At 65.6% G+C, this 20,539-nt stretch carries 21 protein-coding genes; 18 read left to right on the top strand and 3 right to left on the bottom strand.

The window, feature by feature from the left end; translation table 11 throughout:
- The first annotated feature begins 15 nt into the window (after positions 1 to 15).
- The 8 genes from J0W34_RS18740 (at position 16) to J0W34_RS18775 (ending at position 7,483) form a co-directional block, all read left to right on the top strand.
- On the top strand, positions 16 to 612 hold the full coding sequence (locus tag J0W34_RS18740) for a cytochrome c oxidase subunit 3 family protein (protein ID WP_230969776.1): 597 nt from the start codon (positions 16 to 18) through the stop codon (positions 610 to 612).
- 5 nt (positions 613 to 617) lie between these two features.
- Complete coding sequence (locus J0W34_RS18745) at positions 618 to 881, top strand: cytochrome C oxidase subunit IV family protein (RefSeq protein WP_227816267.1); 264 nt, start codon at positions 618 to 620, stop codon at positions 879 to 881.
- Between the two features lie 17 nt (positions 882 to 898).
- Positions 899 to 1,702, top strand: coding sequence for a CbbQ/NirQ/NorQ/GpvN family protein (locus J0W34_RS18750; protein WP_230969777.1), 804 nt, complete (start codon positions 899 to 901; stop codon positions 1,700 to 1,702).
- 12 nt (positions 1,703 to 1,714) lie between these two features.
- Positions 1,715 to 2,128: a hypothetical protein gene (locus J0W34_RS18755; RefSeq protein ID WP_230969778.1), complete on the top strand. Its 414-nt coding sequence runs from the start codon at positions 1,715 to 1,717 to the stop codon at positions 2,126 to 2,128.
- The gene (locus J0W34_RS18760) at positions 2,121 to 3,107 is read left to right on the top strand and encodes a 4Fe-4S binding protein (protein WP_407941107.1); all 987 of its coding nucleotides are present in this window, start codon (positions 2,121 to 2,123) and stop codon (positions 3,105 to 3,107) included. Before J0W34_RS18755 ends, J0W34_RS18760 begins: the two co-directional genes overlap by 8 nt.
- Positions 3,107 to 4,945: a nitric oxide reductase activation protein NorD gene (locus J0W34_RS18765; protein ID WP_230969779.1), complete on the top strand. Its 1,839-nt coding sequence runs from the start codon at positions 3,107 to 3,109 to the stop codon at positions 4,943 to 4,945. Before J0W34_RS18760 ends, J0W34_RS18765 begins: the two co-directional genes overlap by 1 nt.
- 225 nt (positions 4,946 to 5,170) lie before the next feature.
- The gene (locus tag J0W34_RS18770) at positions 5,171 to 6,025 is read left to right on the top strand and encodes a lectin-like domain-containing protein (protein WP_230969780.1); all 855 of its coding nucleotides are present in this window, start codon (positions 5,171 to 5,173) and stop codon (positions 6,023 to 6,025) included.
- A gap of 195 nt (positions 6,026 to 6,220) precedes the next feature.
- Positions 6,221 to 7,483, top strand: coding sequence for a phospholipase D-like domain-containing protein (locus J0W34_RS18775; protein WP_230969781.1), 1,263 nt, complete (start codon positions 6,221 to 6,223; stop codon positions 7,481 to 7,483).
- A gap of 6 nt (positions 7,484 to 7,489) precedes the next feature.
- On the opposite strand, the gene J0W34_RS18780 is transcribed toward J0W34_RS18775, so the two are convergent.
- Positions 7,490 to 8,293 carry an SGNH/GDSL hydrolase family protein gene (locus J0W34_RS18780; RefSeq protein ID WP_230969782.1) on the bottom strand — a complete coding sequence of 268 codons (804 nt, stop codon included), beginning with the start codon at positions 8,291 to 8,293 and terminating at the stop codon, positions 7,490 to 7,492.
- A gap of 185 nt (positions 8,294 to 8,478) precedes the next feature.
- On the opposite strand from J0W34_RS18780, the gene J0W34_RS18785 reads away from it, so the two are divergent.
- The 10 genes from J0W34_RS18785 to J0W34_RS18830 all read left to right on the top strand — a co-directional run bounded on the left by J0W34_RS18785 (position 8,479) and on the right by J0W34_RS18830 (position 18,050).
- Positions 8,479 to 10,071: a methyl-accepting chemotaxis protein gene (locus tag J0W34_RS18785; protein ID WP_230969783.1), complete on the top strand. Its 1,593-nt coding sequence runs from the start codon at positions 8,479 to 8,481 to the stop codon at positions 10,069 to 10,071.
- Between the two features lie 83 nt (positions 10,072 to 10,154).
- Positions 10,155 to 11,291 (top strand): hypothetical protein, encoded by a 1,137-nt coding sequence (locus tag J0W34_RS18790; RefSeq protein ID WP_230969784.1) that lies wholly within the window; start codon positions 10,155 to 10,157, stop codon positions 11,289 to 11,291.
- Positions 11,292 to 11,663: 372 nt separating this feature from the next.
- Positions 11,664 to 13,094: a phosphatase domain-containing putative toxin gene (locus J0W34_RS18795; protein WP_230969785.1), complete on the top strand. Its 1,431-nt coding sequence runs from the start codon at positions 11,664 to 11,666 to the stop codon at positions 13,092 to 13,094.
- A gap of 14 nt (positions 13,095 to 13,108) precedes the next feature.
- Positions 13,109 to 13,519 (top strand): hypothetical protein, encoded by a 411-nt coding sequence (locus J0W34_RS18800; RefSeq protein WP_227816257.1) that lies wholly within the window; start codon positions 13,109 to 13,111, stop codon positions 13,517 to 13,519.
- An 81-nt stretch (positions 13,520 to 13,600) separates the two neighbouring features.
- Positions 13,601 to 13,993 carry a roadblock/LC7 domain-containing protein gene (locus J0W34_RS18805; protein ID WP_230969786.1) on the top strand — a complete coding sequence of 131 codons (393 nt, stop codon included), beginning with the start codon at positions 13,601 to 13,603 and terminating at the stop codon, positions 13,991 to 13,993.
- 32 nt (positions 13,994 to 14,025) lie between these two features.
- Positions 14,026 to 15,630, top strand: a complete 1,605-nt coding sequence (locus J0W34_RS18810; RefSeq protein ID WP_227816255.1) for a 2Fe-2S iron-sulfur cluster-binding protein — start codon at positions 14,026 to 14,028, stop codon at positions 15,628 to 15,630.
- Complete coding sequence (locus J0W34_RS18815) at positions 15,627 to 16,244, top strand: hypothetical protein (protein ID WP_230969787.1); 618 nt, start codon at positions 15,627 to 15,629, stop codon at positions 16,242 to 16,244. The genes J0W34_RS18810 and J0W34_RS18815 overlap by 4 nt, the downstream gene beginning before the upstream one ends.
- A 1-nt stretch (position 16,245) precedes the next feature.
- Positions 16,246 to 16,638, top strand: coding sequence for a roadblock/LC7 domain-containing protein (locus J0W34_RS18820; RefSeq protein WP_227816253.1), 393 nt, complete (start codon positions 16,246 to 16,248; stop codon positions 16,636 to 16,638).
- A gap of 22 nt (positions 16,639 to 16,660) precedes the next feature.
- Entirely contained in the window at positions 16,661 to 17,506 is an 846-nt protein-coding gene (locus J0W34_RS18825) for a hypothetical protein (RefSeq protein WP_227816252.1), read from the top strand.
- Entirely contained in the window at positions 17,496 to 18,050 is a 555-nt protein-coding gene (locus J0W34_RS18830) for a GTP-binding protein (protein WP_227816251.1), read from the top strand. Before J0W34_RS18825 ends, J0W34_RS18830 begins: the two co-directional genes overlap by 11 nt.
- Here the strand turns inward: J0W34_RS18830 and J0W34_RS18835 are convergent.
- Complete coding sequence (locus tag J0W34_RS18835) at positions 18,047 to 18,937, bottom strand: ribose-phosphate diphosphokinase (RefSeq protein ID WP_230969788.1); 891 nt, start codon at positions 18,935 to 18,937, stop codon at positions 18,047 to 18,049. The genes J0W34_RS18830 and J0W34_RS18835 overlap by 4 nt on opposite strands.
- Complete coding sequence (locus J0W34_RS18840) at positions 18,937 to 20,535, bottom strand: thymidine phosphorylase family protein (protein ID WP_230969789.1); 1,599 nt, start codon at positions 20,533 to 20,535, stop codon at positions 18,937 to 18,939. The genes J0W34_RS18835 and J0W34_RS18840 overlap by 1 nt, the downstream gene beginning before the upstream one ends.
- Between the last annotated feature and the right edge of the window lie 4 nt (positions 20,536 to 20,539).

Consider the following 20,539-nt stretch of genomic DNA (forward strand, 5'->3'; position numbering starts at 1 on the left):
GGCCAAGATGCCGTCATGGAAAACGTGCTCCAACCCACCGCCCCCCCCACCCGGCAGGATGCCCCGCCGGGCGATCTGGCGATCTGGTTCTTCATCCTTGCAGAATTGCTGGCCTTCGCCGTGTTCTTCGCGGCCTATGCGTTTGCGCGGGCGCATGACGTCGCGCTCTTCAACGAAATGCAGCTGCAGGTGGATCGCAACGCCGGAGCCCTCAACACGGTGTTTCTCATTACCGCCTCCTGGTGCGTGGCACGGGCGGTCAATGCCGTTGAGCAACGTGGCGATTCGGTGCGCGGCGCGCGCTGGCTGGCCGGCGGCATGGCCTGCGCGAGCGGGTTTCTGGTGGTGAAAATCTTCGAGTACGCCGCCAAGTTCGGCGCCGGCATTTCGCTCTCGACCAACACCTTCTGGATGTTCTACCTGTCGCTCACCTTCTTTCACTTCATGCACGTCATCCTCGGCATGGTGATTCTCGCGGTGCTGTGGCATCAGACCCGGCGCGGCGCCTACGGGCCGGACAACACCAACGGGCTGGTCAGCGGTGCGGCCTACTGGCACATGGTCGATCTGGTGTGGATCGTCCTGTTCCCGCTCGTTTACGTTATGCGGTGAGCACCATGAAATTCGATCGACTCGACCTCGTCTGGCTTGTCCTGCTCGCCGCCACCGCGGCCACCTGGGTGCTGGGCGAGCGTGGCGCCAGCGGGCTGGGTGTCATGGCGGCGCTGCTGGCGCTGTCTTTCATCAAGGGCCGCTTGGTCGTGCTCGACTTCATGGCCCTGCGCGGCGTGCGCCTGATGTGGCGCGCACTGCTCATTGGCTGGCTGGTGCTGGTGGCCAGCCTGATTGCCCTGGCCTACTGGCTGAGCCTGGGCGGATAACCCAACGGAAAAAGACAATGGATACCCGAGTGAACCCCACCACCGAGCCCCCCTTCTATCAGAGCACCGGCAACGAGATCGAACTGTTCGAGCTGGCCTGGAAGAACCGCCTGCCGCTGATCATCAAGGGCCCCACCGGCGTGGGCAAAACCCGCTTCGTGGCGCACATGGCCGCAAAGCTGGGCCTGCCGCTCTATACCGTGGCCTGCCACGATGACCTCACCGCGGCCGATCTGGTCGGTCGTCACCTGATCGGTGACGGCCAGACCGTCTGGTGCGACGGGCCGCTCACCCGGGCGGTGCGAGAGGGCGGCATCTGCTATCTGGACGAAGTGGTCGAAGCACGCAAGGACACCACGGTGGTCATCCACCCGCTGGCGGACGACCGGCGCATCCTGCCCATCGACCGCACCGGAGAGATCCTGCAGGCGCCCGACAACTTCATGCTGGTGATGTCGTACAACCCGGGTTACCAGAACTTCATGAAGGGCCTCAAACCCTCCACCCGCCAGCGCTTTGTCACCCTGCGTTTCGACTTCCCCACCGCCGAGGCCGAGGAATCCATCCTGCTCGGCGAAACCGGTTGTGAGCCGATGCTGGCCAAACAGCTGGTGTCCATCGCCCGCTCGTTGCGCGCGCTCAAGGATGTGGATCTGGAAGAAGCCGCCTCCACCCGATTGCTGGTCTACGCCGCCCGCCTCATCGGCGTGGGCATGGACCCGGTCGAAGCCTGCCGCGCGGCGCTCATCGAAAGCCTGACGGATGAAGCCGAGGTGGTCGAGGCGCTCATGGAAGTGGTCTCGGCCACCTTCGGGCGCTGAAGGACCGCGAACATGACGCCCGACCCGATCCCGCCACAGGAGACCCCGTCTGCCGTGCCCGGTTTCGGTATCGCGGTGGCGGCCGAGGCGCTGTATCTGGTCAACCTGATGCTGCTGCCGGGGGTGGCCTTTGCAGCCTTGCTGATGTTGTGGTGGCGCCATCGTAACGGCACCCCGCCGCTGGCCCGCAATCATCTGGCGCAGACGATGGCCGGGAGCCTGTGGGGCGGGGCTGCCCTGGTCACGGGCATTGCGACCATCCTGCTCATGGGGGGGTTCGACGCCCCGCATACCTGGGTGGTGCTGGTGCTCTACTTCACCACCTGCCATTCCACCCTCATCCTCTTCGGCGCGCTGGGCTTCGCCAAGGCCTTGTCGGGCAAGCCCTATGTGTATCCGCTCATCGGGCGGCGCCTTGATGATTGAGCACGCTCTCATGCCCAGCCTGTGCGACCGCCCCGCGAGCGATCCCCGCCAACGCCTGCGCCTGATCACGCAGGTGGGCTTCTTCGTGCTGTTCGTGATGGCCCCGGTGTTCGACTGGCTGCGCTATGACCTCACCGCGGGTCACGCCTGGTTCCTGGGCATGGAATGGCACGCCGGGCTGGAAGACTTCTCCGCCGGGCGCGTCAGCGCCGGCGAGGCCGCAGGCAACATCCTGCTGCGCGTGTTTTTGCCCCTTGTCGGCGCGGGGGCCGTGCTCATCGGGGTGGCGTGGAAATGGGGCCGGCTCTACTGCGGCTGGCTATGCCCGCATTTTTCCGTGGTCGAGACCATCAATCGCGCCATGCGCCGCGCCACCGGCAAACCCAGTGTGTGGGACAAGCGCGCCCTGCCGCCCTTCGAGCCGGACGGCACGCCCATTCGCATCGACCGCCGCTGGTGGTTGGTGACCGTGCCGCTGGCCGTGGGCTTCGCCTTCGTGTGGGCGGTGGTATTGCTCACCTATCTGCTGCCCCCCGTCGAGGTGTATGGCAATCTCATCGCCGGCACGCCCACGCGCAACCAGTTCATCTTCATCACCGCCGCGACGGTGGTATTGAGTCTGGAGTTTCTCTTCGCGCGCCACCTGTTTTGCCGCTTTGCCTGTGCGGTGGGGCTGTTCCAGTCCCTGGCCTGGGTGGGCAACCGCCGGGCGATGGTGGTGGGCTTCGAGCGTCAGCGCGCGGGCGACTGCGCCAGTTGCCATTCGGCCTGCGATCACGTGTGCCCCATGCGACTCAAGCCACGCACGCTCAAGGCGGGCATGTTCACCTGCACCCAATGCGCCCAGTGCGTGTCGGCCTGCGAAACCACCCAGCGCGACAACCCGAACGGGCCGCTGCTGCAATGGGTGCGCGGCGCGGCTGCCGAGGCCAACGAGGCGCCCGTCCTGCCGGTGCAGGGCGCGCCCAGGAGACGGTAATGGAAGAATTCGTCGGCGGTCTGTGGCACCGCTTCATCACCCGCGCCGCGCGGCAGACCTACCCCGAGGCGGCTGTCTCTCTCAGCGAAGTGGAGCGCATGGCAGGGGTCATGTTCCGCGCCTTCGGTGGCGACCCCGGCCTGCGGGTCACCGCCGCCGCCCATGAACACCACGGCGCCCGCCGCCGCTGGCTGGCCCGCGTCGCCCATGTGGACGACACCGTGGCCCATGCCCGGCGCGACGCCCAGACCCTGAGCCTGCCACCGTCGCTCGACCTGTTTCCCGACAAGACCGCCAACCGCGACCTCTACCTGTGGCTCATCGCCCAGGCCGCCGCCACCCATGAAGGCAACGCCGCGTGGATCGTCGCCTGCCAGCAGGCCACCGTGAGCACGCTGGCGCGCTTTCCGGGCATGCGGCCCCGCTACCAGCGACTGGTCGATGCGGTGCTGGCCTTGCGGCTGCCCATCGACAAGATGCCGGCTGACGAAGCGGCGGCCGAAGCCGCCATCCGCCAGGCACTCACCGAGCCCGGTTCGGTCGATCACCTGCCCGCGGCGAAACATCCGCCGCAGCCAGTGCCGCTCTGGATGTATCCCAGCCCGGCCGCGCAAGAAGCGGCACCACGCCGGGCCGACAGTGATCTCGATAGCGACGACGGCGCCGAATCGGGCGACTCCCAGGACGCCAGCCAGAAGCGCCGCAAGGCCAAGCGCGAGGACGCGCCCACCGGCCACAACGCGCTGATCCTGCCCTTCCGCGCCGAGAGCCTGCTGTCCTTCGGCGAGTATGTGAAGGTCAATCGCGGGCTGGACGACGACCCCGAGGCCAACGCCGGTTTCGCCGACGACTTGGACGAGATCGCCATCGCCAACGACGGCCAGCGCACTGCATCGAAAGTCCGCTTCGATCTCGACCTGCCCTCGGAGGCGGTGGATGACATCCCCCTGCGCGAGGGCATCCTGCTGCCCGAGTGGGACTGGAAGCAACGCGTGCTCAAACCCGACCAGTGCAGCCTGACGGTGCTCGAACCCAAGGACGCGGCCCCCTGCACCCTGCCGGACCGCCTCGCCCGACCGGCCCGCAAGGTGCGCCGGCAGCTCGAAGCCATCGCCCCGGGCCGTCGCTGGCTGCGCAATCAGCCGGATGGCAGCGAGGCGGACATCGACGCCTGCCTGCGTGCGATGGCCGACCACAAGGCCGGTCACCGGGTGGGCGAGCTGGCGTCTTATCTGGCCTGCGAACGACGCGAGCGCGACCTGGCCACACTGGTGCTGGCGGATCTGTCGATGTCCACGGATGCGTGGGTGGATAACGAGGCCCGCGTCATCGACGTGATCAAGGACAGCCTCATGCTGTTTTCCGAAGCGCTGGCCGCCATCGGCGACCGCTTTGCGCTTTACGGCTTTTCCTCGCGTCGGCGCGACCACATCCGCTTCTCACGCATCAAGGATTTCGCCGAGCGCCACGGCCCCAATGTGCTCGGCCGCATCCACGCCCTGCGCCCCGGCTACTACACCCGCATGGGCGCCAGCATCCGTCAGGCCACGCACATCCTCCAACGCCACCCGGCCGCTCTGCGCCTGCTGCTGATCCTCTCGGACGGCAAGCCCAACGACCTGGACCACTACGAGGGGCGCTACGGCATCGAGGACACCCGTCACAGCCTCATCGAAGCACGCAAGGCCGGCCTCAAGCCCTTCTGCGTGACCATCGACAAGGAAGGCGCCGGCTACCTGCCGCATCTGTTCGGCCCCGACGGATTCATGGTGGTGCGCAAGCCTTCGGAGCTACCACTGGTGCTGCCGAGGCTGTACTCGCGGCTCACGGAAGATTGAACGCTGACTGACGCCCGGTGTGCGGGTCGCGTCGTCGGCTTTCTTTACAAAACATTGTGCCGCTGCGTTGCGGCAAGCGGTTGCGCACGGCAACTTATTGATTTTTCGTAAATAAAAACCCAAACAGTTCATTGGCATGGAGTATGCCTTCTCCAGCGATAGATTCTTCGTTCGCCCGAATACGTGCTTTCGGGCGTCAGAAAACGCCAACTATCGGAGACAACAATGCACCCGACGATTCGTCATCTCGCTGGCCTGGCTTCGCTGCTTGTCATGGGCTCCGCTCACGCCGTGGCCATCAGCTACACCGACTTTTCCGACCTGTCCGCATTCCAGCAGAACGGCTCAACGGCCGCCATTGCTGATCCGACCGTCGACAACCTCGGACGCAGCGTCCTGCGCCTGACCAACAGCACCAGTCAGAGCGGTAGCGCATTTCTCACCAACACCATCAGCCTGGCGAACAATGCCTCCTTCAGCACGGCATTCTCGTTCCGCATCAGCAACCCGCTCGGCATCAGCGACGCAGATGGACAAGGGGCCGACGGTATCGTCTTCGTGGTTCAGACAGTCTCGAATACGGCTGGTGGCGTGGGCGGCGGCATCGGTTACACCGGGATCGGAAACAGCCTTGGCGTCGAATTCGACACATGGATGAACGGCGGCGGTTTCAACGACCCCGATGGCAATCACGTGGGCATCAACCTGGGCGGCGCATTCAATGGCCCGACCGCATCCGTTGCGACACGCATGAACGACGGCGACGACTGGTATGCCTGGGTTGACTACAACGGAGCAACCAATGTCATCGAACTGCGCCTGGCAATGGACGCAGTGCGGCCCAGCGACGCCCTTGTGAGCCGGACAGCCGACCTGGCCGCCGTGCTCGGCACGACTGACGCATACATCGGTTTCACCTCCGGCACCGGCGCCGCCGGCGGGTATCACGACATCGTCAGCTGGCAGTTCGTGGATGATTTCCAGCCGATTGGCGGTAACAACAACGTACCCGAGCCGGCCACGCTCGCCCTCCTGGGCCTCGGCATCGTCGGCATTGCGTCGATGCGCAAGCGCCGCTGAGCGGCAACCTGCTTTGGCAGAACAACCCCGCTACTGCGGGGTTGTTTGTCTGGTGCGCTTCGTGAGCGGAAAGAACCGTGGCACATCGCACGTGTAGGACACGCGCCTACGACGCCTTCATCCTCGGCCTACGCGCAGCGTCATCCGGGTGAGTTAGCCTTGCACTGAGATATCGTCGCAAGGAATCAGCGTTCCATGGATCAGGCAGTGCTCGAACCGGTCAGGCCCTTTTCGCGTCGCCCTCAGGTGGATGAAGGTCTTGCCGTGCTCGAGTATCACCGCAAGTGGATGCAGCATTGCGGCTACGCCCTGTCCGACGACAACGCTGCCCGGCTGTTGATTGACGGCCCGTCCACCTACGACGCCATGTTCGACGCGGTCAGCCGAGCCAAGTGTTCGGTCGACGTGGAGAGCTACATCTTCGAGAACAAGGGGCCGGGTGAAACGCTCGGCAACCTGCTCATCGAGCGTGCCCGAGCGGGCGTGAGCGTGCGCGTGCTCTACGACAGCGTGGGCAGCTTCGAAGTCGATGACGCCTTCTTCGAGCAACTCGAAGCCGAGGGCATCACGGTGTGCGAGTTCAACCCGATCCGCCCGTGGCGACGCCTCACCGGCCTGCTCGATATCAACCACCGCGACCACCGCAAGGTGATGATCATCGACGACACGGTGGCCTTTGTGGGCGGGGTGAACATCAGCCATGTTTACTCTTCGTCATCCATGAAACTGAAGCGCGCCAAGAAGGTGCGTGGACGCGGCGGCTGGCGGGACACCCACATGCGACTGCGCGGCCCGGCCGTCACCGAGCTGGCCAGGGCCTTCGATGCCAACTGGGATGCTCAGGGCTGCAGCAACGCCCGGGAACGCCCGGCCTGCGATCCGGCCACCGATTGCGACACGGAGGAGTGTGCCGCTGCCGTTGGTATCGTGGCGTCCAACGCCGATGAGGGCGACAGCCCCATCCGCGCGTTGCTGCGTGATGCGCTGGTCAATGCGCGCGACTCGGCGCGGCTGACCATGGCCTATTTCGTCCCCGATGACGCCATGCTTGACGCGCTGGTGCGCGCAGCGCGACGGGGCGTGAAGGTGGAGATCATGCTCCCCGGCAACTCGGACTCGGCGGTGATGGCCTACGCGGGGCAATTCCACTATCAGAAGCTGCTCGAGGCGGGCGCCCGCATCTTCGAACACAAAGGCCAGATGCTGCACGCCAAGACAGCCGTTGTGGACGGCGTGTGGTGCACTATCGGCTCGTGCAACTTCGACTGGCGCAGCTTCCGCCACAACGACGAGATCAATGCGGTCGCCATCAGTCGGGATCTGGGCGCGGCCATGGAGGCCTTGTTTGCTGAAGATCGCGACAATGCCCGCCAGATTCATGCTTCCGACTGGCGCCGTCGCGGGCTGTGGCAGCGGTTTTGCGAGCGCTTCGTCATGCTCGGCGCCTACTTTCTCTGAGCCGGCTCACGCCAGGCCGATCTCCTCAAGCACCGGTTTCCAGGCGGTTTTCGCCAGCTTCCGGAACCCCTTGCCCTTGGGGTGCAACTCGTTGGACCAGTCCTTTTCCTGCAGGATGTTCCGGCTGTCCACCCGCCGAATGCGCACCGGGTCGGTGGCCACGATGGGCACCAGCGCGTCTGCGAAGCGATCGATGAGGGTTTTGACGCAGGCGTGACGCAGGGGGTCGGGCACGCCGGCGTCGACCAGCGCCGGCAACAGCCATCGACTGTTCTTGCCGAACACGCCCCGGCCGGTCGGAAACGCATGATCGTAGGTGTGGGTCACGATGCGGATGTCCGGATGCGTGCTCACCATGATGCGCCCGATCAGCAGCCGGTAGCTGGTGGCGATCTTGTTCATCAGCCAGCCGATGGACTCGGGTTCGGCATCGGGTCTGAAGCACGCCGCGGCACTGCTCGCACCCCGGCAGTCCGGATTCAGCAAGGGGCGCAGATCGTTGAAACCGGCAAAGTCGTTTCCGGCGCCACTGATGAACACGGCCGACAGATTCTTGCCGTAACGGTCCAGCAGCATCTCGATGCGTTTCTTGTATTTGCCAAACATGTAGTCGTAGGCTTCGGCACCATTCTCGCCCACCGCGAGAATCACATGCCCCTTGTCGGCCACCATCCGGGCCAGAGGGTTGAGCAGGCTGCCGCCGGGCATGGGATACCAGAACCAGGAATCCCCGATCGCCAGAATCGTCGGCTCGACGCCCTGTTCGAACATGTCGTGAGCATTCCAGAATACATTCGGCGCAAGCGGCATGGCGCTCTCCCCGTCCCTGACGCTATCAGCATAGACCATTGATTCCACATGTCATTATCAGTCCACGACAGGCAGAAGAACTCGCACATTCTCCAGGAAAAATATCCTAAAGGGCTTGAGTTAAAATCCGTTAAGCCGGCTGTGTGCGCCTGACTCAAGCCAGGGGCAGAGGGAGAGAAAACCACATGAAAAACAATCAACCGGTCACAAGTGTCGAACACTTCCTGCAACCGGGCCGCCCCATCGTCACCAAGACGGACCGCAAGGGCATCATCACCTACGCCAACCCGGCATTCGTGGACATCAGCGGCTTCACCAAGGAAGAACTGGTCGGGCAGAATCACAACGTCGTTCGCCATCCCGACATGCCGGTGGAAGCCTTTGCCGACCTGTGGAAAACGGTGCATGCCGGCCATACCTGGCGCGGTCTGGTGAAGAACCGCAGCAAGGACGGCGGCTTCTACTGGGTCGATGCCTTCGTCACGCCCATCACGGACAACGGCCAGATCACCGGTTACATCTCCGTGCGCTCGACGCCGCAGCGCAGTGCGATTGCCGAGGCGGAGAAACTCTACGCCTCCATCCGCAACAAGCAGGCCAAGATGCCCGCGACCGTGCCACCGCGCCCGGCCTCGCGCGATCATCTGGCCTTCATCGGCACACAGGCCCTGTGCGCGCCGCTGGCCATCGCTGCCGCCTTCATGGACGGCACGCCGGCCATCGTGCTCGGAGGGGCCGCCGCGGCACTCGCGCTGGCCGCCGCCGCACTCGTTCACACCCGTATCTTTGCCCCGCTCGACGCGCTGAAACGACACATGTTGCGCATTGATGAAGGTCAGCTGGATCAGGCACTCGAACCCCGAAGCACCGGCGCGCTGGCCTCGGTCACCAGCCAGGCCGAAGCCCTCCGGGTGCACCTCAAAGCCATGTTTGCCGACGTACTGGTTGCCACCCGCGAGGTCAACGGCCAGGCCGTGGCCCTGGAAAAATCGTGCGCGGCATTGATGACCGCCAGCGACGAGCAGGGCGAGCGGGTCATGCAGGCGGCCGCCGCCATGGAAGAGATGAGCACGTCGGTGAACGAGATTTCCAGCAATACCGAAATCAGCACCAAGGCGGCTCAGGATACCGAGACAGCGCTCGATCAGGCACAGTCCGACATCGAGAACGGCATCAGCAGCAGCAGCAGCGTGATTGCCGTGGTCAACAGCGCCCGCGATCAGATCGTCGAGATGGACGCCGCGCTGCAGAACATCGGCAACGTCAGCCAGATCATTCAGGAGATCGCGGAGCAGACCAACCTGCTGGCGCTCAATGCCGCCATCGAGGCGGCACGGGCGGGCGAGCAGGGTCGCGGCTTTGCCGTGGTCGCAGACGAAGTGAGGAAACTCGCCGAGCGCACCGCGCTGAGCACGGCCGAGATCGCCACCTCGATCGCCGAAGTGGGCTCCAAGTCGAACCGTGCGATGTCCACGATCGAAGCGGCTGCCAAGGACGTTCAGTCCGGCTTCGACCAGGTGGCCCAGAGCGCGGACAGTCTCAACAACATCCGCCAGGCCAGCCAGCGCACCACCGAGGTGGCCAAGGAAATCCGCTCCATGCTCGAACAGCAGGCGGCCGCGTCGGAAGACGTCGCCTCGGCCATGGAAAGCATTTCAGCCCGCGTTGAGCGCAATCACGACAGCGTCACCCAGGTCGGGACCAGCATTCGCGGGCTGACGCACATCAGTGGCGAGCTCAACGAACTGATACGTCACATCGAGAAATCCATTCAGTAAGATCCCGCAACGTCATATCACCATGGCGTGAAGAATCCGCTCGTCTAGACTCAGGAGATCGACAGTCTGGCAGGAGCGGATTCATGGCCTTGCAATTCGAAGGAGACTTTCTCGTCGGGGGCGGTGCGCGCGAGCGTGCCACACCCAACTTCACGGTAGGCGAATATGCCGCGGCCGACGGCTCTGTGCGCATGCATCGCGAGGTGCTGGCGGCCGTTCAGATGCTGCGTGAAGCGCTCGGTCGTGCGGTCCGGATCGCCTCGGTTCGCGCTGCGGACGGCCTGGGCGCGGGCCGTCGTGGGCAGTTCGTCTGGATCGAGTCGGGCGACCCTGAAGAGGTCGCAAGCGCCGCCCGGGCGCTGATCAAGGATGGCACACTGGATCGCGTCGAGATCCGGGGTCAGCGCGTCTTTCTGCAGATGCCCGATGCCAACGCCCTGCCCGCGCTGGTGCCGCAATCGGCGCTGGAACGCGCCATCCAGGTGACCGCCGCGTTCGAGACCTCGGGCAACCCCTACCATCAGGTGACCGGCAATTTCGATGGCGCCGGCCTGTCGTACGGCCCGATCCAGGTCAACTTCGGCACGGGCACGCTGCCCACCCTGTTCAAGCGATTCGAGATGCGCAGCCCCGCCCTGCTCAAACGCTGCTTCGGCGATCTGTGGGACGAGTGGCAGTCGGTCATGAAGATGAGTCGCACCCGGCAGATCGCCTGGGCCGACGCGCTCAGCCGTGGCCGCAACAAGGCCGACTTCGACCCCGACTGGAAAGCGGCCTTTGAGCGCATCGGCGACACCCCCGCCTTTCGCGACGAGATGGTCAACTACGCCTACGACGTCTACGGCCGCAAGCTCATCGCCGCCCTCTCGTGGCTCAACGGCGTGTGCCCGATCACCATTGGCAATTTCCGCTGCCTCGCCGCACTGTACGACCTGTGCGTGCAACAGGGCAGCCTAACAAAGGCCGACAGCGCCATCCGCAAGCGCATCGAGCAGGAACAACCCCTGGACGAGTTTCACCTGACCCGCATTGCGGTGGAGGAACGGGGTCGAAAAGCCAGCCCCCGCTGGCGGGCGGACTGCATCAGCCGCCGCTTGAGCATTCTGGAATGCGCCCCGGTCAGCGTGGCCGAATCCGGTCAGACCGCCCGACGCAACAACCCCCGCCTCTACCTGCTGCGCAATGCGCCGGTGAAGGATATGGCGCGCTATCTCCTGTAGGTGAGCGCTGCCACGCGCGCTGGCTGACCGGGCTGCCATTGAAAACACCTCATGAAAATCCGTATGACGAAGGTGTTCTCGCAATCACTTCAAACACAAACCAGGAAAGTAGAGGGATTCCGGCGTAGAAGCACGGCATAACCCCTTACAAATCGGCATTACAGCAGCTTTTCGGCGAACTCAGATTTCAAACACAACATATCGTTTGTCATATTTCTTTCGTTGTAATCCAAGGCCGACATTCCTTTCTTCATAGCCCATTTGCTTACATTGAATCGTTAAAGATTTCCTTGGCATCTCCGTAATCCGTCCACATTGAAAGTCATTCTCAAATGACATCGTCAACCCAGGACGTACTTCGGAAACATGCAGATGGGCGTTTCAACCGGCCGAAGCTCGCATGCGGCAAGCACCTCGCCCACCGCGGCGAGTCCCTGCGAGGCCTTGCTCGAGCTCAATGGCTTCGGCATCGCTTTCGGCGAGCGCGTGGTCCTGAGCAGCATCGACCTGCAGGTACCGGACCGCGGTGTGCTGGTGATCCTCGGCCCTGCCGGCACCGGCAAATCCACCTTGCTGCGTACGCTGGCGGGCTGCAACGACGCCAATCCGTCACTGCGTCGATGGGGCGAGGCGCGCTATCGGGGCGAACCTCTCGAACTCACCGAACCGCCAGCGCTGGTCGCCCAGAGCGCAAGACTGCTGATGTCATCGGTGCTCGAAAACCTCATGTCGCACCTGCCCGAGCGCAGCACCCTCACCAAGCCGGCCCAGCGCGAACTGGCCCGGCGGTTGCTCGCCACAGCCGGGCTGGCGCCACTGGGCGACCGACTCGACGCGCCGGTCCGCGAGCTACCCCTCTGGCAGCAACGGCAGATGGCCATCCTCCGCCTGTGTGCCGGCAATCCGCCCTTGCTGTGCGTGGACGAACCCACCGTAGGCCTGTCGGCCGACGAAGCATCACGGGTGCTCGACTACCTGCGGGCGGAGGGCGAACGCCGCGCCGTGATGGTGGTGCTGCACAACCAACTCGAAGCGCGCCGCCTCGGCGGCCAGAGCGTGTTGCTCGCGGGTGGCCGTGTGCAGGAGCAAGGCCACACTGACGCGTTCTTCGCCGCCCCGCAAACCACGCCCGCCCAGGACTTCGTTCGCAGCGGCAGCTGTGCCCTGCCGGCACCGGATGCACGACAGGAGGACCTGGACGAAACCGTGGCGCCTCCGCCTCCGCTGCCCCCGGCCGCGCGCGACTACGTACCCCACTCGTTCGGCCCGCGGGGCTTTTTGTGGCTCAAGAAAGGCCGCCTGGCGGGCACACCGCGACCGGGCGTGGTGCACGACCTGGGCTACGACCTGAGCGCCCTGAAACGCGTCGGGGTCACCGTGCTGATCAACCTGACCGAGCAGGCGATGAGCGACGCGGCCATTGCCGAGGCCGGCATCGAAAGCCGCTGGTACCCCATCGATGACATGCATGCACCCGAACTCGCCCAGGCCATCGACATCTGCACCGAAATCGACACCCGGCTCGCCCGCAACGAAGTGCTTGCCGTGCATTGCCTGGCCGGACTCGGCCGGACCGGCACCGTGCTGGCCGCCTACCTGATCTGGGAGGGCCACAACGCCCTCGATGCGCTCGAATCGGTCCGCCGGATCGAGCCACGCTGGGTGCAGTCCGACCGGCAGGTGGAATTCCTGCAGCGCTTTGAGACGCATCTGAACCAACACCCCGAACCTGGCCGCCGCCGCAAGGCAGACGACCAGACAGATCCCCCCGAGGCCGGCCCGGGTCGGCCCCCATCTCCCTGACAGAGGAAACAACCATGACAACGTCCCTCGACAATGCGCTCCAGAAAGCCGTCACCAACGTGCCCGAATGTGTCGCCGCCGGTTATGTGGATCTGTCCACCGGCATGCTGCTTGCCATCAAGACCGTGGACTCCCACCCCGACGAGGTGATCGAACTGCTCGCCGCCGCCACCGCCGACCTCTTCCAGGGCAACAACGTCACCCTGATCGAGAGCATGTTCAAGAAGTCGCGCGGCCTGGCCAACAACGACCACCACTATTTTCAGGAAATCATCGTCAACAGCGACAACCTCATCCACGTGTTCATGCGCGGCAAGCAGTACAGCGACCATGTGACCACCTTCGTGTGCCGCAAATCCGCCAACCTCGGCATGGTGCTCACAAAAGCACGCTCCAGCCTGCCGGACATCGAAGCCAACCTGTAACCACGCGCCGCCATTGAACCCGAGGCCCGCACCCGGCCGAGCTCCGGCATCGCCCGGTGCGTGCCTCCTGACGGAATCCCCATGCAAGCAGACGAACTTCGTGCAAAACGCATCCGCTCACTGTTGAGAAACCTTGCCGTCGCCAACGGCGACATCGAGTCCTCGGCGGTGATTTCCTCCGATGGGCTGGTGATCGCAACCGTGCTGCACGCCGGCGTGGATGCCGACCGCTTCGGCGCCATGTGTGCCTCGCTGCTGGCGCTTGCCGAACGCGCGGCCGGCGAGGTGGGGCGCGGCAAGCTCAAGCAGACCCTGGTCGAAGGCGAGGCCGGCAGCATGCTGCTTGTGCAGGCCGGAACCGACACCGTGCTGGCACTGGCGGCACGCACGACCCAGAACCTGGGCCGGGTTTTCCTCGACGCACGCCGCGCAGCGGCGGAAATCGCCACCCTGATGGCCGGCAACGCGGCCTGAGCCCCTGAAAGAGATCAAGAGGACAGGAACCCATGGTCGCGCATATCGATTTCGAAGGCCGCACGCTCACCTGCCGCGAGGATGAAACCCTGCTCGATGCGCAACTGCGCCAGGGGGCCAATGTGCCGTTTTCGTGCAAGCGGGGCATCTGTCATGTGTGCATGCAGCACTGCGCCGAGGGGCAGGTGCCCGCCGAAGCCCTGGCCGGCTTGCGCCCGTCGCTGGTGCGTGACGGTTATTTCCTGCCCTGTCGCTGTCACCCGAACGGCGACATGCGGGTCGCCCGCCCCGACCCCACCACCCTGTTCCAGACCGCCGTGGTGCTCGACCACCAGCGCCTGTCGGACGACGTCTGCCTGATCCGGCTCGGCCCGACGCATCAGATGGACCACCGGCCCGGCCAGTTCATCCAGCTACGCCGGGCCGACGGCCTCACCCGCAGCTACGCGCTGGCCAGCCTGATCGAAGACTGCCTGCTGGAAATCCACGTGCGCCGCCTGGCCCGCGGCTCGCTGAGTCAATGGCTGACCGACGAACTGAAGATCGGCATGGATGTGGAGGTGGCCGGCGCCATGGGCTCGCCCTTCGTCGACGACCAGTTCGGTGACCGGGCCCCCTGGTTACTGCTGGCCGGCGAAACCGGCATGGCCCCGCTGTCGGGCCTGTTGCGCGAGGCGCTTGCGCGCGCACCCGCGCGCCCCATCCGCATCGTGCACGAAGCGCCGGACCGCGATGGCCACTATCTGGACGATGCCCTCATTCAACTGGCCGACGACTATCCCAGCCTGAGCTACACCACCTGCCTCAACCCGGCCGGCAGCACCGCCCATGCGGAACTGATTGCCCAGACCATGGCCACCCCGGCGAACGTGGCCGGCAAACAGATCTTCCTGGCCGGTCCTGAAGGTTTCGTGGCCGATCTCGAAGCGCATCTGGCGGCGCTGGGCGTTCCGCCGGAATCGGTGCACGCGCGCCCCTTCATGTTCCGCGACCTGCGCCGCAAGGCGCGCGAGGACGAGCCCGCCCCACTGGCGAACCGCCCCGCGCCTGAACGCGAGGACCCACCCCCCGACCCCGAACTGTGGCAGGCCCTGGACGACGGTCGGCGTCTGAACGCCATTCTCGACGACTTCTACACCCGGGTCTTCGCCGACGAACGCCTCTCGCCCTTCTTTCATGGCACCACCCGCCGACGCGCAATCGAGAAGCAGTTTCTCTTCCTGCGACAGCTCATGACCGGCGAAAAGGTCTACTTCGGCGACCGCCCGCGCAACGCCCATCACTGGATGGTGATCTCCGACGAGCTTTTCAACTATCGCGCCCGTCTGCTCGCCCGCTGCATGCGCGCCCACGGGCTCGACGAAGCCATGATCGGCCGCTGGCTGGACATCGAAGAGCACTTCCGCGACCAGATCGTCAAGCGCGAACCGATTGCGCGCGTCATGAACGGGGTCGAGCTGCCCCTGGACGGTTTCGAGGAGGCCGTCATGGAGGTGGGCACCCTGTGCGACTCCTGCCAGACCGAGATCGCGGCCGGCGAGACGGTGCGCTACCACCGCCGCACCGGCCACACCTACTGTTCGGCCTGCATGGGCCACACCCGGGCGCCGGCCCCCACGCCCCGGAAGGCCGGATGAACACCCCCACACGCTACCTCGTTCCGCGTCCCCGGGGCGCCAGCTGGGCGGTCAGCTCACGTCAGGACGAGCCCGACCGCCGCATCATCCTCACCCTGATGGGCAAGGCGGGCGAACAGCCCATGGACCTGGATGCGCTCGCCGGCAGCGCCGGGATGGCGCCGGGGACAGAATTCGGCAAATTCGTGTTCGGCCTGCAGCGCCGCGGCTATCTCACCTGCGACACCGCGCCATTGAGCCTGCCCGAACACCCCACTTTCGCTGAAGCCATCAACGACTGCCTGGCGCAACTGGCCCTGTCAGGCACGGCCATTCTCGCCAACGAACACGGCCTGGCCTATGGCCGGGCAGGCGCCTCGGTGACCGACGCCAACCTGATGGCCAGCATGGCCTGGCGCATGTTCGAGATGCGCGAGCGACTCCGGCGCAGCATGAGCCGCCACCCGTCGAGCGAGCACATGAACCTCACCGGCGCCTACGTGATTGAAGACCTGCAGCTCATGCCCATCGACACGGGCAAGCGCCGCTTTCATCTGGTGACGCTCGGCCAGCCCGAGTTCACCAATGGCGCCTACGTGGCGCTGATCGCCCTGCTGATCAGACGGTACCAGTGACATGAACACCCCGACCGGACATGACCCCGACGCCCCGCAGACCGTGCGCGGGGTGCTCGACTTCCTGCTGCGTTCGAGCCCCGACATCGAAACCTGCCTGCTGTTCACCCACGACGGTTTCGTCATCGACTGGGTCGGCGAAGACGACCGTGAACACGCCGAGCGCGCCGGCATGACCTGCACCGACCTGTTCACCCGCTGTGGCCACATGATCAACGACCTGCGCGAAGGCCAGCTCAGGCAACTGGTGGTCCGGCGCGACACGCAGATGGTGGTCATCCAGTGCGTGAACCGGATCACCGAACTCGTGGTGCTGTGCAAGCCCGAATGCAGTCTCGGGCTTGCCCTCACCGAAACCGAACATGCCGCTGACCTCATCAGCCCGCTGCTCTGACCCCGGCTGCGAGAACCCCGCCATGGAAGCCACAACAATGACGAACCCGCTGCCCGACACCCCCCGCGCCCCGGACGAGGCCCCGACACGGGTCGCCCCGCCCGAGATCCAACCCCTCGTCCCGCCGGGGCTGACCACCGAGCGTGCGCCCCAGACACTGGCCGACAAGGTGCATGGCTCGGTGGAGCACGACGTGTGCGGCAACCTGCCCGACCTGGCGCCCGCCGAGCTGCGCGCCGTGCCCGAGCGACATCAGTTCGACGCCAGCAATTACTTTCTGCATGTGCTCAGCCGTGCCTGCCAGAGCGTTCGCAACGGCGGGGAATCACTCGAACTGCGCGGCATGCGCTGGCCGATCCGGATTCAGGGCTCCACCCCCATGTTGGTTCATGTCGGCTGCAAGGACACGGTGCTGCGCCCCTTCTGCGTGATCCGCACCGAACCGGGCGCCATCATTCCGGTGCCCGCCAGTGCAGCGCCCGAGGACGGCGCTCGCCTCATGCGGGCGGAAGACGTCCTGTGGAACGTGGCCTTGTGGACCAGCCGGGGCCGGCTGCCCAGCGGCACCGACCCGCTCAAGCCGGTCCGCCTGCGTGCCTGGCCCAACTTCACCCGCGTGGCCGCCGTCCCCAACGCCATGCGCATCACCGCGCTGTGGACGAGCGCCATGTTCAGCCCGATCGAAATCGCCCAACGGCTCAAGCTCCCGCAGCGCGTGGTGTTCACCTTCTACAGCGCCGCCGTCTCCGCCGGGCTCATGGTCACGCAAGGCGAATCCCGCGCCGAACCCGCCGCGCCGCCGGCCACCGAACCCAAACGCCGCAGCCTGTTCGCTCGCATTCTCCGGACGCTGACCCATGCACGATAAACAGCACAACAAGATCGTCTTCGCCGGCCCGGTCGGCGCGGGCAAGACCACCGCCATCGGCGCCATCAGCGACATCGACCCGGTCAAGACCGAAGCCAACGCCAGCGACGACGTGGCGCTGCTGAAGCAGAACACCACGGTGGCCATGGACTACGGGGTGCTCAATCTCGACGGCGGCGAAAAGCTGATGCTCTACGGCACCCCCGGCCAGACCCGCTTCAGCTTCATGTGGGACATCGTCTCCAAGGGGGCCATCGGCCTGGTGCTGTTGATGGACAACCGCCGCGACAATCCCATCGACGATCTCAAGACCTTCATCGACGCCTTCGGGACGCTGGTGGTCGACACCGCCTGCGTCATTGGCGTCTCTCACTGCGACGAAGCGCCCGCGCCCGACCTGGTCCAGTACCGCCAGGCCCTCACCGCCCTCGCCCTGCCCCGCGTCCCGCCGGTGTTCCAGGTGGACGCGCGCAGCCACGACGATGTGGCCACGCTGGTCAAGGCACTGCTGTTTGCACTCGATCCGGAGCAGGCCGAGGTCTAGCTCAGCAGACCGATATCGCGCAGAGCATCCGCCAACATCGGCGCGACCGCAACCGCATTGCTCGGGTGAGCCACGCTGTCGGTGCTCCAGACCTCACCCACGCCGGCGGCCTTGACCACCTCGAGCGCGTCATCGGCGAAAAGCGCGTGGGTCAGCGCCACATCCACCGAGGCAGCACCGGCCGCCAGCAGCGCTTCTGCGGCACGGGCGACGGTGCGACCGGAGCTGGCCATGTCGTCCACCAGCACCACGGCGCGGCCCACCGGATCGAGTCCGGCAGGCAGCTCGATCACCACCTCGCGGTCGCCATGGCGCTGTTTGGTGCACACCCCGGAGGCCCAGCCATGCGCCGCCGCGGCCTGCGCCACCCATTGTGCCGACTCGGCATCCGGACCGATCAGGAGGGGATGCTCATGGTGAGCCGCGATGAGTTCGCCCAGCAGCGGCGCGCCTGACAAGGCCACGGCATGCATGACCGGAATGGCCTCGTCGAGCGAATCGATGCGGTGCAGATGCGGGTCGATGGTGATCACGTCGTCGAACAGGTCGGCCAGAAAACCGCCCACCACCTGCTGGCTGACCACCTCACCCGCGTTGAACGCGATGTCCTGACGCATGTAGGCCAGGTAGGGGCTGACGAGCGCGACGCGCTCTGCCCCCAGCTGGCGCGCGGTGCGGGCCACGAGCAGCAGTTCCAGCAACTTTTCGTTGGGGTGGTCGAGGCTGCGAAACACCACCACGGTGGCCGGCAGTGAGGGCGGCAGGCGCAGGCGCAGCTCGCCGTCGGGGAAGCGGTGGCGCTCGATGGCCACGGCGTCGAGCCCGGCCGCGTCGGCCAGACGCCGCGCGGCGTCGCGCTCGTCATCGAAATGCACAATCAGGCTCATCAGAACTCCACAAAGACGTGGGGCATGGCGTCGGCGGCACCGATTCGATAGCCGCTGTCGTCACCGGTCGCGGCGCGGGCAAAGGCCAGTTCGGACGCGTAATCGGCGTACACCCGATAGAGCACCTGCCCGGGCTCGACGACATCACCCAGCTTGCAGAACAGATCCACTCCGGCTCCCTGGATCTTGGGCGCGCCGGCCAGGCGGGCGATGCTGGCGATCTGCAGGTTGTCGATGCCGATCACCGTCCCCGCGGCGTTCGCGGGCACATCGAAATAGTGCCGTGCCACCTGGGGTGCATGGCGATCAAAGGGGCGCGCGCCCTGCGCACGAATGATGTCGTCCATCTTGGCCAGCGCGCGACCGGACTCGAGGATGTCGCGCGCCATCGCAAAGCCGTCGCCGCCGCGCACATCCGGATCGAATTCGAGCATGCGCCCGGCCAGACGCAGCGCTTTCTGTCGCAGGTCCGTGGGCGCGGCGGGATCGTTTTCGAGCACCTGCATGACGTCGCGCGCCTCCAGCACCGGACCGATGCCATTGCCGATGGGCTGACGGCCATCGGTGATGACCACATCCACCGTCAGGTTCATCTGACTGGCCACATACTGGAACAGGCGGCGCAGGGCCTGCGCCTCGGGCATGGAGCGCACTTTGGCACTCGGGCCCACGGGAATGTCGAGCACCAGGTGGGTCGAGCCGGCGGCGATTTTCTTGGACAGGATGGAGGCCACCATCTGACCGGCCGAATCGACCGCCAGCGGGCGCTCGACGGAGATGAGCACATCGTCCGCCGGGCTCAGTGCTGCGGTACCGCCCCAGGCGAGGCAACCCCGATGGGTGCGGACCAGCTCCGACAGCTGCCCCATGGGCAACTCCACATTGGCGAGCACCTCCATGGTGTCGGCGGTGCCCGCCGGCGAGGTGATCGCACGCGACGAGGTCTTGGGGCACAGCATGCCGTGGGCGGCCACGATGGGCACCACCAGCATGGAGGTCCGGTTGCCGGGGATGCCGCCGATGCAGTGCTTGTCCACCACCGGGCGCTCGTGCCAGTCGAGGCGTTGCCCGACCGAGGCCATGGCGTCGGTCAGGAAGTGCACCTCTTCCCGGTCGAGTTCGCCCTGATTGCAGGCCACCACGAAGGCGGTCAATTCGATCTTCGAGTAACGATGCCCGGCAATGTCGTGCACGATCGCGGCGAAGTCGTCACGACTGAGGCGCTCGCCGGTGATCTTGCGCTTGAGCGCCGGGATGGACGAAGCCAGGGGCGCCTGCGAGATGCGCGCCGAGTGCCCGTCCTGCACCCCGAGCTGGGCAAAGGCGTCTTCCGACAGGCCGATCTCGTTGCAACCGACGATGTTGGTGTCGTCCACCACATTGAGGGTGGCCAGAATACGCTTGCTGTTGGCCCGCACCTCGACCTTGGCCAGGGCCTGAAACCCCTCGGCGCGGTACAAGGCACAGTCCCGGTGCAGGTAGGCCACGTTCTCGCGCCAGGTGTCGATGGCCACCCGCTTGAGCACGAGCGGGAATGCCTCGCTGTCGACCATCCCGCCTTCCGGTTCGTGCTCTTGTGCTTTCTTGTCTGGACTCATGCCG

It is taken from the genome of Nitrogeniibacter aestuarii, from assembly GCF_017309585.1.
GTDB lineage: Bacteria > Pseudomonadota > Gammaproteobacteria > Burkholderiales > Rhodocyclaceae > Nitrogeniibacter > Nitrogeniibacter aestuarii.